Source organism: Pseudonocardia hierapolitana (genome assembly GCF_007994075.1).
Classification (GTDB): domain Bacteria; phylum Actinomycetota; class Actinomycetes; order Mycobacteriales; family Pseudonocardiaceae; genus Pseudonocardia; species Pseudonocardia hierapolitana.
On sequence record NZ_VIWU01000001.1, the window covers coordinates 5,066,808 to 5,083,381 of the forward strand.

Sequence of the window (16,574 nt, forward strand, 5' to 3'; positions counted from 1 at the left end):
GGGGAAGCAGCACATGAGCAGTGACGCTGTTCACGTCGACCGTCCGCTGTCCCGGACAATCCATCCGCCGCTCGACCGGCAGCTGCCGCGGAAGCCGGTGCAACGGACGCCCACCCGAAAGCGGTGGCAGCGAGGCTACCGGCGGGCCGCGATCGTCACGGACCTGCTCGCGGTCGTCGTCTCGGCGGCGCTCTACGCGCAGTGGGGCAGCGCCCCCCTCCCGGTCGTCCTCGTCATGGGAGCGGTCGTGCTCGGCCTCACCGCCTGCGCCCTCGGGGTGGCCCGGGCGTGGGACCCGCTGGTGGTCGGACACGGATCGGCCGAGTTCAGCCGGCTGTTGCGCGGGTTCCTCGGCAGCGCGGTCGTCGTCGCGCTCGTCAGCCTCGCCAGCCAGCTCCCCGCCGGACGGCCGTGGGTCTTCGGCGTGCTCCCGATCGCGGGCGCCTTTGCGACGGCCGGGCGGCTCTGGCTGCGCTGGGAGCTGCACCGGCGGAGACGGGCCGGGAAGGCGCTGGCGCGGGTGCTCGCCGTCGGCACCGAGGAAGCCATCACCGCACTCGTTGCGCAGACCCGCCGCGCTCCCCACGAAGGCTGGAGGATCATCGCCGCGTGCACGCCCACCGGGCGCGGTGAACGCGGTGGCCCGGACCTGGCGGGTGTGCCCGTGGTCGGTGACCTCGATGCGGTCGCCGGTCTGACACGGAGCACGGAGTTCGACGCCGTCAGCGTCGCGCAGGCACCCGGGTGGTCACCGCGACGGCTCCAGCAGCTGGCCTGGGACCTCGAGGTGACCGGGACCGAGCTGGTCGTCGAGCCCGGCCTGATGGAGATCGCCGGTCCGCGCCTGCACGTCGACTCGCTGGACGGGCTTCCGCTGCTTCGGCTGACCCACCCGACGTTCACGGGTGCATCCCGCCTGCTCAAGGGGATGCTCGACCGGGTCGCGTCGCTGCTGCTCCTGTTGGTGACAGCACCGCTGCTGATCGCGCTCTCGATCGCCGTGGTGCTCGACGGCGGGCCGGTGTTCTTCCGGCAGACGCGCGTGGGCGTGGGCGGCCGGGAGTTCAAGATGATCAAATTCCGGTCGATGGTGCCCAACGCCGAGCAGATGCGTGCCCAGCTCCTGGAGCGGAACGAGGGCGCGGGGCCGCTGTTCAAGATGCGCAGCGACCCCCGGGTCACCCGGGTCGGTCAGTTCCTGCGCCGGTTCTCCCTCGACGAGCTGCCGCAGCTGTTCAACGTCCTCGGCGGGTCGATGTCCCTGGTCGGCCCGCGCCCGCCGCTGCCGGCCGAGGTCGCCGGTTACGCGGCCGAGGCGTGGCGGCGGCTGCTGGTCAAGCCCGGCATGACCGGGTTGTGGCAGGTGAGCGGCCGCAGCGATCTGTCGTGGGAGGAGACGCTGCGCCTCGACCTGCGCTACGTCGAGAACTGGACCCTCGCCCTCGACGCCCGGATCCTCCTGCTGACCGCGCGCGCGGTGGTGCACGGCGACGGGGCGTACTGATCGGTCGGGCGCGGGGGCGTAACGACCGGACGCACACGCGCGACCTCAGCAGCGATCAATGCCGGTCGGGGACCGCATCGCCGCAACCATCCTGTTTCACCTTCCACGGCGTGCTCTCCTACGACGTGGACGAGCGAGGGACACGTGACTTCTGACCTCGGCCACAACCGGCCGCGCTCCAGCGGTAGCTCGTCGTCGACCATGAACGGGCGGCGCCTGCTGACGGGAACGTCCGTCCAGGTCGAGCCCGTGCGCGACCCCGGACGGCCGGCGTGGGAGCAGCAGTACCGAACCCTCGTGATCGCGTCCGACGTTTTCGGCGTTGCGGTGGCCGTGCTCGTGGGGAACCTCCTCGGGCTGGGGAACGTGGTACCGGTCCTCGGTGACGTCGCCCCTGGGGTGGGGATACTGGCCGGGCTGCTCACCCTCGCGGCGTTGACCGCTTCGCGGGCGTGGGACGTCCGTGTCCTCGGCCACGGCTCCGAGGAGTTCAGCCGGTTGATCAAGGGCTTCGTCATCAGCGCGGTCGTCCTGGGCATGCTGGGACTGGCGTTGCTGGCGACGGCCGCGCGGCCGTGGGTCTTCGGATTGATCCCGTTCGCGGGCGCGCTCGCGACGATCGGGCGTCTTGTGCTGCGCGTCCGCCTCCACCGCCGGCGCAGGCGTGGGCAGTGCCTCGTCCCGGTACTGGCGATCGGCACCACCGCTTCCGTCGCGGACCTCATCGAGCGCACCCGACGCGACGACACCGTGGGCTGGGTCGTGGCGGGGGTCTGCACGCCGACCGGGACCGGGGCGGACGGCACCGACCACATCAGCGGCGTGCCGGTCCTGGGCGACCTCGACGCGGCCGGGGAGGTCGTCTCGCGGGGCGAGCACCGCGTCGTCGCCGTCTGCAGGACTCCCGGCTGGTCGGCGCGGCGCCTGCACGAGTTCGCGTGGCGCCTCGAGGGCGTCGGGGCGGACCTGGTCGTCGATCCCGGCCTCATGGACGTCGCGGGCCCGCGCCTGCACGTCGAGCCGGTGGACGGCATGCCGCTGCTGCGTCTCACCAAGCCGGTGTTCACCGGCGTCCCCTGGATGGTGAAGCACTGCTACGACCGGCTCTCCGCCGTCGTGCTGATCGTGCTGCTCCTGCCCGTCCTGCTCGCCGTGGCGATCGCGATCAAGCTCGATGACAGGGGTCCTGTCCTGTTCCGCCAGACGCGCATCGGCCGGCACGGCCGCGAGTTCCGGATGCTGAAGTTCCGCTCGATGGTCGTGGACGCGGAGCAGCGCCTGGAGTCGCTCGTCGAGCAGAACGAGGGGGCGGGGCCGCTCTTCAAGATGCGTGCGGACCCCCGCGTGACCCGCGTGGGCGCCTTGATGCGGCGGTACTCGCTCGACGAGCTCCCGCAGCTGCTCAACGTGGCCGCCGGCACGATGGCGCTCGTCGGGCCGCGTCCTCCGCTGCCCGTCGAGGTGGCGAACTACGGCGCGGACGCGCGGCGCAGGCTCTTGGTGAAACCCGGCCTGACCGGCTTGTGGCAGATTGGTGGTCGTAGCGACTTGTCGTGGAACGAGTCGGTCCGGCTCGACCTGCGATATGTCGAGAACTGGAGTCCGGCGCTCGACCTGCTCATCCTGTGGAAAACCCTGGGGATCGTGCTCAGGGGGCACGGAGCCTACTGATGGGCACGGCGAGAACAGATCCGCGGCGGCCCGTAATGGTCGGGCCCCGGGCGGCGAGTACTCCACTGCAACCACGCCCGGACTCCGGCTCGTATCGGAGCACATGGGCGTTCCCGCACTTCAGCAAAGGCAGCCGATGAGCCCCCTACGGAAGTACTCCCTGCGCGTCGCCGAATGGTGGGTCGTGGTTGTGGTTCTGGCCGTCGCCGGCGGTGTCCTCGCGGCGGTGTGGTCGGTCTCAACCGCGACAACCACGTGGACCGCGACAACCGCGCTCAGCAGCCAGTCGCAGCTCCGGGCGCCGGAGCAGGACGGTGTCCTCGCCATCGGTTACGTCGACTACTTCAACCAGGAGAGCTATCAGCAGGTGCTGCGCGCGAAGGCGGGCGTTCCCGACGACGTGACGCTGTCCGCGCAGACCGGGGCGTCCAGTCCGATCATCTACGTCTCGGCATCGGGTCCGTCCGAGGACGTCGTGCGCGAGGCCGCGACGTCGGCCACCGAGGCGTTCCGCGAGGACGTGCGGCAGAGCCTCGTCGCGGAACGCCGGCGAGCGGCGGACGACCTCCAGGCCGAGATCGACAAGAACGTCGAGACCCTCAACTCGCTGGCGCGCACGGACGTCGAGAAGAACGTGCTCCTCGACCAGATCCGGTCGCTGCAGGGCCGCCTCACGGAGTTCCTGGCCGACGACACGAACCACCTCAAGCAACTCCAGCCCGAACCCGGCGTCGACAGCTCAACGCCCAGCCCGGTTGTGGACATCGTCAGCGGCGTGTTCGGTGGTGCGGTTCTCGGAATCCTCATCGCACTCGTCTTCGCGGCGATGGACCGGCGGGTGCGGAACGCCGCGGAGGTGCAGGACGCGGCGGGAGTGCCGGTGCTCGCGGAGCTGCGGCGCGGAGACGACGGCAGCATCCGCATGCAGAACCTCCTCAACAGTGTGACCACCGCGGGCGGCGCGACGACGGTCGTCGCGGTCGTCTGCGCGCGCAGGACCGAGGGCCTGTCCGCGTTCGCCCACGAGCTCGCGAGCGCCTGGCCGGCACGGCGGGGCGGCTCGCTGCACGTCGTCGCCGACCTGCGGTCACCCCGCCCCGCGTACGACGAGATGCCAGGCCTCGTCGACGTGCTGGACGGCCGCAAGAGCGTGTTCGACACCGCGGTCGCACGGACGGAGGGCCTCTGGGTGCTTCCTCCGGGAGATGCCACCGGCCTCGACCCCTACGCGCTCGCCGACCCCCGGCTGGTCGCCGGTGTCCTCCGGGACGCGTCGAGCGCCGTCGCGTTGGTGGTCGTCGAGGCACCCCCGCTGCTCGAGGCTCCCGAGAGCCAGCTGCTTTGTGCGGCGGTCGATCAGGTGATCCTTCTGGTCGACGCGAAGCACGCCCGCGGCGACGACGTCCAGAAGGCCGTCGGTCTGCTCCGTTCCGCGGAGGCGCACGTCGCAGGCATCGTGATCGACGGGACGGGGGGTCAGCTCGCCACCCGCCTGCCCGCGTCGACCACGGCGGACGCGGCCCCGCAGGCGCGTTCGCTGGCTCCCCGCGCCGGTGCCGCCGTCGGACCCGAGTCGAGCGAGCGTCCCGGCGACTCGCCGCACGACCGAACCACCCCCACCCCGTACCCGCGCGTCGGCCTGGTCGGTGCCGCCGTCATGTCGATCGAGTCGAACGGGTCGAAGGACGGGATGTGACCGCTCTGCTGAGCGCGCTGCTCCCGCTGAGGGAGCGCGTCAGGCCCCGCAGTGCCGCGGTCCCGTCCCTCGCGCCGCAGTCGGAGCGCAGCCGGACGGCGCTGGCAGTGGCGATCGGCGTCGTCATGATCATCGGCCTGGTTTACGCCGGGCCGATGCCGGGGCCGTCGGGCCTGCTGCTCACCGTCGCCGGGTGCGCCCTCAGTGCGGTCGTCCTCGGCTCGCCGCTGGTCACGACCGTGCTGCTGCTGCTCGCGTCGTTCGTGCGGATGGCGATCCAGGTGGGCGGCCTCCCGGCCGAGCCGATGACACTCCTGTTCGTCGCGCTCGTCGCATCGGCAGCAATCGCCGGCCTCCGCGGAAGGACCCGCTTCCACTTCGGCCCGCTCGAAGCGGCAATGGCCGCGTACGTGCTCTGGAACATCGTGTCGATGGTATGGCCGCACTTGTATCCGGCGGTCGTCCCCAAGACCGGCGAGGAGATCGTCCTCTACCGCTTCCTCCTGATGGGCACCGTCTTCCCGTTCGTCGGGTACGTCGTGGGCCGGGCGTACTTCCGCAGTGCGTCAAGGATCCGGGTCCTGCTTTTCAGCTTGCTCGCATTCGCCGCATATTCGGCGGTGGTCAGCGTCCTGCAGTTCACGGGACCGAAAGCACTGGTTTGGCCCCGCTACATCGTCGATTCCCCCTCGTGGCCCGAACGGGCGGTCGGCGTCTTCAACCAGCCCGTGTGCAACGGGCTCGTCATGTCGGCAGGATTCGTCGCGGCGGTACTGCTCGCCCGGGAGCGGTCGTTGCCGACGTGGCAGCGGGTGCTGTCGGCCCTCGTGGCGCCGATGTGCGTTGTCGGTGTCTACCTGACGCACACCCGAGCCGTGCTCATCGTGTTCGGCCTCGCGCTCGTGCTGTGCGCGTTCATCGCGCGCGGGGCACGTACCGTCTTCGTCGCGATGCTGATCGCGGCGTGCGTGTTCCTCGCGGCGGAATGGGCGACGATCACCAGTGCCGACCGGACGAAGGGCGGGCTCGGTTCGGCGTCCGAGATCCACGATCGGCTCAACATGATCACGACGTCGTTCTGGGCGATCGGTGAGCAACCCGTCATGGGGTGGGGATTCGCCAGGTTCCAGCAGGTCAACACCCACCACCACAAGCAGTGGTCCAGCGACGTCAAGTGGGAGTCGGGGTACGGGTACTCCTCCCATGAGAACGAGCTCGGCATCGCCGTCGAACTGGGACTGGTCGGGCTCGGACTGTGGCTCACGGTCCTCGCGCTCCTGGCGCGGCAGGTCGTCGGCGCCTTCCGGCGGTTGCCGACCGGAGGGATGAACGGGCGGGTCATCGGGGTGATCGCGATCGTTGCCCTCCTCGTGTGGTTCGGCAGTGGGGCGACCGTCGACCTGCGCTTCTTCGATTTCGCGAACCTGATGGTGTTCCTCATCGCCGGGGCCGCGGTCGGTGCCTCGATCGAAAGCTCGACCGAAGATCCGCGGAATCCGACCGCGAGCTCGATCGAACGACGGGACGGAGTGGCTGTGTGATGGACGACCGTGCGATGGAGGAGGCACCGGTCGGACGGGTGCTCTGCGTTTCGACGAGCCTGGACACTCGCGGCGGCATCGCGAGCTATGTGCGGACCATCCGCGGAACGCCGCTCTGGACGCGGTGGCAGACCCACCACGTGGTCACCCATCGCGACGGGAGTCGGGCGCGGAAGATCGGCACGTTCGCCTCGGCGGTACCGCGGTACCTGCGCACCCTCGCGGGAGTGCGGCCCGATCTCGTCCACCTCCACATGTCCTCGGCCGGGAGCTTCTTCCGGAAGGCGGCGTTGTTCTGGATCGCGCGTGCGTTCCGCGTCCCGGTGCTCGTCCACATCCACTCAGGGCGGTTCGACCGGTTCCACGACCGGCTACCGGCTCCGCTCCGCTGGGCGGTGCGCAGCATGCTGACGCAGGCCGCGGTCGTGGTGACCCTGGGCGAGGGATGGGCGGCCCGCATCAGTCGGATCGCTCCTCGGGCCCGTGTCGAGATCCTCCCCAACGCCGTCGTCGTGCCGGAGCCTGCGCCACCGCCCGCCGATGGGCCGCTGAGCGTCGTGTTCCTCGGCGCGATCTGCGAGGCCAAGGGTGCGTTCTCCCTGCTGGAGGCGTGGGCGAAGCTCGCCGCGGAGTGGGACGGGCGCATTCCCGTCCGCTTGACACTGGCCGGGGACCGCGGCGTCGATGACGCGCGCCGCACGATCGCGGACCTCGGGATCGAGGGGTCGGCAGAGGTCCTGGACTGGTTGCCGGCGTCCGAGGTCGCCGCGCTCCTCGCGTCCGCCGACGTCTTCGTCCTGCCCTCGCGCTCCGAGGGGCAGCCGATGTCCGTCCTCGAAGCGATGGCCCATGGCCTCTGCGTGGTGGCGAGCGGGGTCGGCGGGATCCCCGAACTCGTCGAGGACGGTCGCTCGGGCTTGCTCGTGCCACCCGACGACGTCGGCTCCCTCGGGAACGCACTGCGCCGGGTGGTGGGCGACCGGGACCTGCGTGAGCGCCTGGGCGGTGCGGCACGGCGACGCGTGCTGTCGGAGTTCGACGTCGACGTCATCTGGCGCAGGCTCGACGCGCTGTACCTGGAGGTGATCGAGCGATGAGCCTGCTGCGGAGGAAGGTGCGGCGGAGAGGGCCGCTGCGACTCCTTTTCGTCGGTCCCGACCTGCGTCCCGGCGAGGCTCGGCGCACGCTGTTCGGCACCGCGGGTCGGGAACGGCCGGCGCGGCCGATCAGGCTGACGATCGTCCAGGACAAGCTCACAGCCGGTGGTGTGGAGATCCTGCTGCTCGATCTCTGCGCGCGCATCGACCGTTCACTGGTCGAACCGCACCTGATCTGCCTCCGCCGGGCCGGTGAGATGGGGGCCGACTTCGAGGCAGCGGGCGTGCCGGTGGAGAACCTGGGACGCCGCGGACGGTTCGATCCGACCACCCTCGTGCGGCTGCTGCGCTCGTTCCGGGCTGCCGGGACGGACGTGGTCCTGGTGACCCACCACCAGAGGGCCGCGATGGTGCTCGGCCGGATCGCGGCCCGGCTCGCCCGGGTGCCCGCCAACGTCGTCGCCGCGCACGACATGGACGTCACCCGGGTGGGGGACCGCGTGCTGCCCCGCAGCGTCGTCGAGACCCTGTTCCTCTCGGACGCGCTGGTGCTCCTGGCGCCCAGCCAGGGGCGGTACCTCCACGACGAGGAAGGCGTCGGACGGTTCCCCTGGCGGCGGACGCGCGAAGTGGTGATCCCGAACGGGACGGAGCTCGGGACGGCCCCGACGCCGGACGATCGGCTTGCGGCTCGCGCCCGCCTCGGCCTCGATCCATCGGATCTCGTGGTCGGGATCGTCGCGATCTTCAGAGAGCAGAAGGCCCACCACGTCCTGCTCAGGGCCATCGCGCAGCTCGCTCCGACGCATCCCCGGCTCCGGCTGGTCGCCGTGGGCCACGGGCCGGAGGAGGACCGGATCCGCGCACTCGTCGAGGAGCTGGGGATCACCGATCGGGTGTTGCTCACGGGCCTGCGCGACGACGTGGCGGAGATCCTCCCGGCTTTCGACGTCTCCTGCCTGTCCTCTGTTCACGAGGGTGCACCGCTCGCCGTGCTGGAGTCCATGGCCGCGGGCGTTCCGATGGTCGCCACTGACGTCGGGGCAGTTCGAGACCTGCTCGCCGACCGCCGAGAGGGCTACATCGTGCCCGTCGGCGACCCCGAGGTGCTCGCCGGCCGGCTCGCCGCGCTGCTCGCCGACCCCGCGCTCCGACAGGAGATGGGCGCCCGGGCGAGGGCGCGCGCCGAACGGGAGTTCTCCATCGAGCGAACGGTGCAGGGCTACCAGGACCTGCTCGTGGGGCTGGTGGCCCGATGAGCGAGCGTCAGCACACGCCGCGGGTGCTCGTCCTCGTCGAGAACCTCTCGGTCCCCTTCGACCGGCGGGTCTGGCAGGAGTGCTCGGCGCTGGTGGACGCCGGCTACGACGTCGTCGTCATCTGCCCGATGGGGATCGGCCGGGACGCGGAGCCGGAGGTCGTCCTCGACGGCGTGCGGATCCTGCGCTATCCGCTGCGGGCGGCGTCCGCCGGCCCCGCGGGTTACGTGCGTGAGTACGGCACGGCGCTGTGGCACACCGCGCGTCTCGCGCTGCGCGTCCGCCGCGAGGGGCGCATCGACGCCGTGCACGCCTGCAACCCGCCGGACCTGCTGCTACCTGCCGTCCTCCCGCTCAAGTTCCTCGGTGCGAAGTTCGTCTTCGACCAGCACGATCTCGTGCCCGAGCTGTTCCTCTCCCGGTTCCCGGACGGCGGGAGATGGCTGCTCCAGGTCGCCCTGCTGTGCGAGCGGCTGACCTTCGCCCTCGCCGACGCCGTGATCAGCACGAACGAGAGCTACCGGCAGGTCGCGATCGACCGGGGCCGCAAGGACCCGGCCCTGGTGCAGGTGGTGCGCAGCGCGCCGGACCTCGAGCGCTTCACGCCGACGGACGCCGATCCCGACCTCCGCCGCGGCAAGCGCCACTTGGCGGCGTACCTCGGCGTCATGGGGCCCCAGGACGGCATCGACTACGCGCTGCGGGCGCTCGCGCACGTGCGGCACGACCTCGGCCGCGACGATCTGCACACGATCTTCATGGGCAGCGGGGACTGCTTCGACGAGGTGCGCGAGCTGTGCACGCGGCTCGGGCTCGACCAGTGCGTGGAGTTCACCGGACGGGTGCCGGACGAGTTCGTGCAGCGCTGCCTGTCCACGGCGGACGTGTGCCTCGCGCCGGACCCGAGGACGCCGCTCAACGACGTCTCCTCGATGAACAAGATCGTCGAGTACATGGCGATCGGACGGCCGATCGTCGCGTTCGACCTCGTCGAGGCGCAGGTCTCGGCGGGCGGTGCCGCCGTCTACGTCCCCGCGGACGACGAGCTCGCCTTCGCGAAGTGCATCGACGAGCTGCTCGGTGACCCGCACCGGCGGCAGGTGATGGGCGAGATCGGGAGGGCGAGGGTCGAGGGTGAGCTGTCGTGGGCGCACTCGCAGCGGAACCTCACGGACTTCTACGCACGGATCGCCCCTGTCCCGTCGTCGATGGGGGAGCAGCGGGGCACGCACGGAGGGCGAGGAAGCACGGTGACCATGGGCAGGCTGGGCTGGTACGCGACGCGTGCCCGGATGATGGGGCCGCGCGAGGTCGGCTGGCGGATCGCCAAGGTGGCGGGCGGATCGACGCGGACGCTCACCTCCCGTGTCCGCGCTCGGGGGGTGCTGAGCGACCCGACCGGCTCGGCGTGGGGGCGGGCGTTCCGGAACTTCCGGGACGCCACCGACCGGCCCGTCGTGCTCGACCGGGCCCGGGCCGCCGCGATCGCCCGAGAGCTGCCCGACGAGGCGAGCGCGGTCGTTCGGGCGGCGGACGCCGCCCGCGACGGCACGTTCGCCTTCTTCGGCAACCCCCCGGTCCGGTTCCCCGGCCGCATCGACTGGAACCTCGACCCGCGCACCGGCTGCCGCTGGCCGGACAGGCCGGCGGCGCGCATCAACCACCGCACGCACCGCGGCGACGCGAAGTGGATCTGGGAGCTCAACCGGCTGCAGCACCTGCCGTGGCTCGCCCAGGCCTGGCTGTTCACCGGGGACGAGACCTACGCGGAAGCGGCGCTCGACCAGCTCGACAGCTGGCTCGACCAGAACCCGACGGGCCGCGGGATCGCGTGGCGCGGCGGGTTCGAGGCGGGACTGCGGGCGATCTCGGTCGCGATCGCGGTGCAGGGCCTGCGGGACTCGTCGGCGATGACCCTCGAGCGGTACCGGCGGATCGTGACGATGCTGGCCGAGAGCGCGGAGCTCTGCTGGCGGGACCGCTCCCGGTTCAGCTCCGCCAACAACCACCTGCTCGGTGAGCTCGCCGGTGCGGCGACCGTCGGCATCCTGTTCCCCGAGCTGGCGGGGGCGCAGCGGTGGGAGCGGCGCGCCCTCGCGGCCCTCGCGCGGGAGGCCGACCGGCAGATCCTGCCCGACGGTTCCGGTGCCGAGCAGTCCTCGGTCTACTTGATGTTCAGTGCACAGCTGCTGCTCGTGCCCGCCGCCCTCCTGCAGCTGCGGGGCGACCGGCCGCCCGCGGCGATCCGCGCCGCCGTGGAGCGCAGCGCCGGGTACCTCGCCGACCTCGTCGGGGACGGCGATCCACTGCCGCGGTACGGCGACGAGGACGGTGGCTTCGCCCTCCGGCTGCATCCGGAGCCGGTCGATACGCTCGAACGCCATCTCGCGCTGGTCGGGGGCACCACAGGCGGACCCCTCGCCGCATCCGCCGACCTGCCTGCGCGGTGGCTCACCGCCCCGGGCGCCGACCGCGCGCCCCGCACGGAGGTGCGGACGGGGAGCTGGTACGCCCCGCAAGGCGGCGTGGTGGTCCTTCGCAGGCCGAAGCAGCGGATCATGATGGACGTCGGACCGCTCGGCTACCTCTCCCTGGCCGCGCACGGGCACGCCGACGCCCTCGCCGTCACGATCGCCGCCGATGGCCGAGACCTGGTCGGGGATCCGGGTACCGGCAGCTACTACGCCGAGCCGTCCTGGCGCGCCGCCTTCCGGCGCACCAGGATGCACGCCACCGTCGAGGTCGACGGCCTCGACCAGTCGGTGGCCGGCGGACCCTTCATGTGGACGCGACACGCGGCGACAAGCGTGCGCGGGATCGACCTGGCACGTGGGGTCGTCGAGGCGGAGCACGACGGGTACACCCGGCTCGACGACCCGGTGCGCCACCGCCGCTACCTCGTGGCTCCGCCCGAGCAGGACTGGGCGCTCGTCCTCGACCTGCTGGAGGGAACGGGGCAGCACCGCTTCCGGACGTCCTGGCCCCTGCACCCCGACCTCGGCGTCGAGGACCACGGGACGACGCAGGTGGTGGAGCGTGACGGGTCAGCGGTCCTGCAGGTGGTGACCACCAGTACGGCAGCGATGCGGCCGTACCGGGCGCGCGGTGACGACGACGAAGGGCTCGGCTGGTGGTCGCCGCGCTTCGAGTCGCGCACGCCGGCTTGGCTCATCGGTGCGGTCGTCGAGAGCGCGGAGTGCCCGGTGGCGATCGCCACGGTGCTGACCGTCTCGGAGGACCGCGAACTCCGGGTAAAGGACCTCTCTATCGCCCGCGACGAGTCGGGCGGGGTGGAAGTGACATGGACGGACGGAACGACGAGGCCCGCGGTGCGGGTCGACACGGGCACGCCGGGCGCGGTCGCTTACAGCCTGCCGGTGCTGGCATGACGAGCAGGGTCATCGCACGAGCAAGCAGGTGGGGGTCGGTCCTGCTGGCCCTGGCGGTCCTGGCCGCGTGCAGCCAGGGCACCGCATCGGAGCCGCCCGGGATGCTCCTGTGGTCGGGCGACATGGAAACAGGCGATGTCTCCCAGTTCCAGAAGACGCCGTGGAACACCGTCGGTGGTCCTCCGCCGAAGGTCGTCGAGCAACCGGTGCGCAGCGGCCGGTACGCCGTCGAACTGTCGCTCGTCGGAGCGACGGCGCCCGACGACGGGATCTGCTGCGGCTCCCGGAACGAGATCGAGCCGAAGTTCCGGGACATGGTCGAAGGAGAAGACCTCTGGTTCGGGTTCTCGACCTACCTGGACGCGAACTTCCCCACGTACTACGCCGATTTCCAGACCATCATGCAGTTCAAGCAGAACTTCGACGGTTCACCTCCCCTCGAGATGACCGTGGAGGAGGGCGAGTTCCGCATCGAGGGGGGATACGGGCACCCGGACGGCCCCCGGCTGTTCCTCGAACCGGTCGGTCATGCCGACAAGGACCGCTGGATCGATTGGATCCTGCACGTGAAGTTCTCGCCTGATCCGACCGTCGGCTACGTCGAGGTGTGGCGCGACGGTCAGCTCGTCCTCCCCCGGTTCGCGCCGCCCGGTGGGACGTTGTACGTCAATCCGGACGACGGCTCTGCCCGCAGTTCCGTGAAGACGGGGTACTACCGCTACCGCAGCATCGATTCGGTCGGCCGGATCGTCTTCGACGAGTGGCGGATCGGCACGTCCGTGGACGTGGTCCGCCCATCTCCGAAGAACGGTCCGTCGGCTCCCTAGCAGGATGAGGGTGAATGCATGACCCGCTCGCAACACGCGGCGCCGCTCCCGGCGCTCAGCGTCGTCGGTCTCGGCTACGTCGGGTGCGTGTCGGCGGCGTGCTTCGCGGCACGCGGACACGACGTCGTCGGTGTCGACGTCGACGAGCACAAGGCGGAACTGCTGCGCTCCGGGCGCTCGCCGATCGTCGAGGAACGGATCAACGAGATCGTCGCCGACGGCGTGCGGTCCGGGCGGCTGCGGATCGTCGCCGACACGCAGGCGGCGGTGTCGGCCACCGACGTCACGCTCGTGTGCGTCGGAACCCCGTCTGCCCCGAACGGCAGCCTCTCCACCGTGTTCCTCGAGCGGGCGTGCGCCGATATCGGCGCGGCGCTCGCGGCGAAGCGGTCGTGGCACGTCGTGGTCTTCCGCAGCACCATGACGCCCGGCACGTGCGAGGGCCTCCTCGTCCCCGCCCTCGAACGCGCCTCCGGGAAGCGGGCGGGCGTGGACTTCGGCGTGTGCATCAACCCCGAGTACCTGCGTGAGGGTACGAGCGTGCGCGACTTCGAGTCGCCGCCCAAGACCGTGGTGGGGGAGAGCGACCCACGCAGCGGCGACGTGGTGATGGGCCTGTACGAGGGGATGCCCGGTCCTCGGTTCCGCGTGTCGATCGCGGTGGCGGAGATGTCGAAGTACGTCGACAACTCCTTCCACGCCTTGAAGGTGGCGTTCGGCAACGAGATCGGTGCCGTCTGCCGCGCCGCCGGCCTGGACTCCCACCAGGTCATGGACGTCTTCCTCGCCGACACCAAGCTCAACATCAGCCCGGCCTACCTGCGGCCCGGCTTCGCCTTCGGCGGTTCCTGCCTGCCCAAGGACCTCCGCGCGCTCGTGCACACCGCACGGCGCCACGACGTCGACGTGCCGCTGCTCGCCAACGTGATCCCCGCGAACGACGCCCACCTGCGGCGTGCCGTGGACCTGGTCGTCGCGTGCGGACGGAGGCGGGTGGCGCTGATGGGCCTTTCCTTCAAGCCCGGAACGGACGACCTGCGCGAGAGCCCGCTGGTGGAGTTGGCCGAGCGGCTCATCGGCAAGGGGTACGACCTGCGCATCTACGACGCCAACGTCTCCGTGTCCCGGCTCGTCGGCGCGAACCGGGAGCACATCGCGGAACACCTCCCGCACATCGGTCAGCTCCTCACCGACGATCTCGACGAGGTCCTCGCGCACGCCGAGGTCTTCATCGTCGGCTCCGCCGCACCCGAGATCGCGGTGGCCATGACCGGGATCGACGACCGTGCGGTGGTCGACCTCGTGCGGATGGCAGACGCGGACACCAGGCGCGGCAGCGCGAACTACGTCGGGATCGGGTGGTAGCCCCAGCGATGGTTGACGAGAGGAGAGCACCGGCGTTCAGCGTCCTGTGCTCGGCGTACCAGTGCGAGGCGTACCTCGCAGAGACGATCGACTCGGTCGTCGCGCAGACGCTGCCGGACTGGGAGCTGATCGTCGTCGACAACGGGCCGTCGGACGAGATCGCCGACATCGTCCGGCGCTACACCGGCGACCCCCGCGTCCGACTCGTCCGCCAGGAGAACGGTGGCCTGATCGGTGGTATCGCCACCGCGGTCGAGGCGTCCTCCGGGCGGTACCTCGTGCCGCTCGACAGCGACGACATGCTCGCCCCGAGGTTCTGCGAGCGGATGGCGGAGGTGCTCGACGCCCGGCCGGAGATCGACGTCCTCTCGTGCGACGCCCGTGTCTTCCGCGAGGGCGAGGACCATGACGGCTCGTTCCTGCGCACGCGCTTCGGCCTGGAGCACCGGATCACGCTGGCCGACATGATCGGTGAGCACGACGTGATCCCGTACTTCGCCGCGTTCCGGCGCGCGGCGTGGACCGCCGCGGGCGGGTACGCCGCCGGCACCGAGCTCGTCGAGGACATCGCGCTCTACCTGCGTCTGATCGTCGCAGGCTACGACGTGCGCGTCCTTCCCGAGCGGCTCACGAGGTACCGGCTCAGGGGCGATTCGACGTCGCGACACCCGAGCAGCGTGGAGGCGTTCGAAGCGGCGTGCCAGCGCGTGTACACCGCCGCCGCCGAGGAGTCGGGGGACGCGGCCACGCTCGCCCTGCTCGACCGGAGACTGCGCGGCTTCCGCTACGAGCAGGGGCTGCGGCGCGCCCGGTGGGCGTTCGTGAACGGGGACGTGGCCGGTGCGCGCGCCGCGGCTCGTGCGGCGTTCGCCGCGCGGCGCACCCCGCGCAGCACGGCCGTGCTCGTCGGGGTCACCGTGGCGCCGGGTGCGCTGCGCGTGATCCGGCCGCTCAAGCAACGGTTGACGCGGCGCGTCTCGCAGGTGCTGGCGCGGGCCGCCGCCCTACGCGAGCGCGGGCTCATCGGCGAGCGCTGACTCGCGGCACACGGCGTCCGGCCGCGATGACCAGGCCAGGGCGCACCTCCGCGGGTCGGCAGGACCGGCTGCTGGTGCTCCGCGTCCAGGGGCAGCGGCGAAGCGGATCGACGTCCTCCGCGCCCAGGGCTCTTGCTGTCGTCGAGCGGTACCGGAGGACGATCACCCCCGCTGCACGCCGGAGTGCACCAGTCCGGTGATCCGCCGCTTCGCGGCCTTCACGGTGTCGATGCCACCCGGCGCCACCCGGAGCAAGGCCCACATGACCGCAGGCCGTACCGAAGGACGCTGCCGGAGCGCGAGCCAGGCATGCTCCCGCGCAGTGCGCGGGTCGGATTCGCGCACCGCCGCACGAGCCAGCCGCAACGCCGTCTCGTAGCGGTGCCGTCGCAGCGTCGAGCGCAGCTCGGCCAGCACCTGCGGGTCATCGGTGATGGCAGCGACCCGCAGGAAGGCCCGCTCCACGCTGGCGTCGTACTCGCCGTGGTCGCGCGGCCTGTGCTCGAGGTTGTCGGCGTGGAGGCGGTAGCCGCCGAGCTGCTCGGGCAACACCCGCAGATCGCACCCGGCGACCGACATGCGCAGGCACATCGCCAGGCTCTCGACTTGCGGCGTGTCCGCCGGGTAGCCACCGGCAGCCTTCCAGACCGACGCGCGGATGGCGGCCGTCGTGTACAGCGCGGGGCGACGGACGATCTCGGCCAGCCCGACCCGGTGCCCGACCCCCGGTTCATCGGTGATCCCGCAACGCTGCCGGAAGCTCGGCCACTGGTCCGTGCCCTCGAGGAAGGGGAGCGCGTCGATGCACAGCACGTCGATCTCGGGATGCTCGGCGAGCACCTCCGCGACCCGTCCGCAGAACGTGGGCTCGAGTCGTCCGTCACCTGGCAAGACGGCGTAGTAGGCGCCGCGGGCCACCGCCGCAGCGGCGTTGACCCCGCCCGCAACACCCTGGTAGGGCTGGCGCAACATCCGGATGCGGGGGTCCTCGGCGTACTCGGCGACGATCCGCTCGACGTCGTCGGACGTCCCGTTGGCGACAACTACCAACTCCCAGTCGTCGACGGTCTGAGCGACCACCGAGTCGATCATTTCGGCGAGATGCGGCGCGGGGCCGTCGACAGCGGAGAGGATGGTCAGGGCGGGCTGGGCCGCGGCGTCGTCTGCTGGCACGTCGAGGTACTCGCC

The 16,574-nt window shown here is 71.3% G+C and carries 11 protein-coding genes; 10 read left to right on the top strand and 1 reads right to left on the bottom strand.

From position 1 onward, the window contains the following. Positions 1-13 precede the first annotated feature (13 nt). The 10 genes from FHX44_RS24200 (at position 14) to FHX44_RS24250 (ending at position 15,386) form a co-directional block, all read left to right on the top strand. Entirely contained in the window at positions 14-1,504 is a 1,491-nt protein-coding gene (locus tag FHX44_RS24200; RefSeq protein ID WP_147257885.1) for a sugar transferase, read from the top strand. 144 nt (positions 1,505-1,648) lie between these two features. Further along, complete coding sequence (locus FHX44_RS24205) at positions 1,649-3,175, top strand: sugar transferase (protein WP_246170559.1); 1,527 nt, start codon at positions 1,649-1,651, stop codon at positions 3,173-3,175. Positions 3,176-3,311: 136 nt separating this feature from the next. Beyond that, the gene (locus FHX44_RS24210; RefSeq protein ID WP_147257886.1) at positions 3,312-4,871 is read left to right on the top strand and encodes a hypothetical protein; all 1,560 of its coding nucleotides are present in this window, start codon (positions 3,312-3,314) and stop codon (positions 4,869-4,871) included. Next, entirely contained in the window at positions 4,868-6,412 is a 1,545-nt protein-coding gene (locus FHX44_RS24215) for an O-antigen ligase family protein (protein WP_147257887.1), read from the top strand. The genes FHX44_RS24210 and FHX44_RS24215 overlap by 4 nt, the downstream gene beginning before the upstream one ends. Beyond that, the gene (locus FHX44_RS24220) at positions 6,412-7,509 is read left to right on the top strand and encodes a glycosyltransferase family 4 protein (protein ID WP_212612623.1); all 1,098 of its coding nucleotides are present in this window, start codon (positions 6,412-6,414) and stop codon (positions 7,507-7,509) included. The genes FHX44_RS24215 and FHX44_RS24220 overlap by 1 nt, the downstream gene beginning before the upstream one ends. Beyond that, positions 7,506-8,768 (top strand): glycosyltransferase, encoded by a 1,263-nt coding sequence (locus FHX44_RS24225; protein WP_147257888.1) that lies wholly within the window; start codon positions 7,506-7,508, stop codon positions 8,766-8,768. Before FHX44_RS24220 ends, FHX44_RS24225 begins: the two co-directional genes overlap by 4 nt. Then, positions 8,765-12,157: a heparinase II/III domain-containing protein gene (locus FHX44_RS44030; RefSeq protein WP_212612624.1), complete on the top strand. Its 3,393-nt coding sequence runs from the start codon at positions 8,765-8,767 to the stop codon at positions 12,155-12,157. Before FHX44_RS24225 ends, FHX44_RS44030 begins: the two co-directional genes overlap by 4 nt. Beyond that, complete coding sequence (locus FHX44_RS24240) at positions 12,154-12,984, top strand: polysaccharide lyase family 20 protein (RefSeq protein WP_170309012.1); 831 nt, start codon at positions 12,154-12,156, stop codon at positions 12,982-12,984. Before FHX44_RS44030 ends, FHX44_RS24240 begins: the two co-directional genes overlap by 4 nt. 18 nt (positions 12,985-13,002) lie before the next feature. After that, positions 13,003-14,349 (top strand): nucleotide sugar dehydrogenase, encoded by a 1,347-nt coding sequence (locus FHX44_RS24245; protein WP_147257890.1) that lies wholly within the window; start codon positions 13,003-13,005, stop codon positions 14,347-14,349. 8 nt (positions 14,350-14,357) lie between these two features. Then, a complete protein-coding gene (locus FHX44_RS24250) occupies positions 14,358-15,386 on the top strand; it encodes a glycosyltransferase family 2 protein (RefSeq protein ID WP_147257891.1) in 1,029 nt (342 codons plus the stop codon). Between the two features lie 162 nt (positions 15,387-15,548). On the opposite strand, the gene FHX44_RS24255 is transcribed toward FHX44_RS24250, so the two are convergent. Further along, entirely contained in the window at positions 15,549-16,559 is a 1,011-nt protein-coding gene (locus FHX44_RS24255) for a glycosyltransferase (protein ID WP_147257892.1), read from the bottom strand. Positions 16,560-16,574 lie beyond the last annotated feature (15 nt).

What these genes read in the sequence shown, in the direction of transcription:
- FHX44_RS24250 (WP_147257891.1), top strand. Translation starts at nt 14,358, where the DNA reads ATGGTTGACGAGAGGAGAGCACCGGCGTTCAGCGTCCTGTGCTCGGCG.
- FHX44_RS24240 (WP_170309012.1), top strand. Translation starts at nt 12,154, where the DNA reads ATGACGAGCAGGGTCATCGCACGAGCAAGCAGGTGGGGGTCGGTCCTG.
- FHX44_RS44030 (WP_212612624.1), top strand. Translation starts at nt 8,765, where the DNA reads ATGAGCGAGCGTCAGCACACGCCGCGGGTGCTCGTCCTCGTCGAGAAC.
- FHX44_RS24220 (WP_212612623.1), top strand. Translation starts at nt 6,412, where the DNA reads ATGGACGACCGTGCGATGGAGGAGGCACCGGTCGGACGGGTGCTCTGC.
- FHX44_RS24245 (WP_147257890.1), top strand. Translation starts at nt 13,003, where the DNA reads ATGACCCGCTCGCAACACGCGGCGCCGCTCCCGGCGCTCAGCGTCGTC.
- FHX44_RS24210 (WP_147257886.1), top strand. Translation starts at nt 3,312, where the DNA reads ATGAGCCCCCTACGGAAGTACTCCCTGCGCGTCGCCGAATGGTGGGTC.
- FHX44_RS24225 (WP_147257888.1), top strand. Translation starts at nt 7,506, where the DNA reads ATGAGCCTGCTGCGGAGGAAGGTGCGGCGGAGAGGGCCGCTGCGACTC.
- FHX44_RS24200 (WP_147257885.1), top strand. Translation starts at nt 14, where the DNA reads ATGAGCAGTGACGCTGTTCACGTCGACCGTCCGCTGTCCCGGACAATC.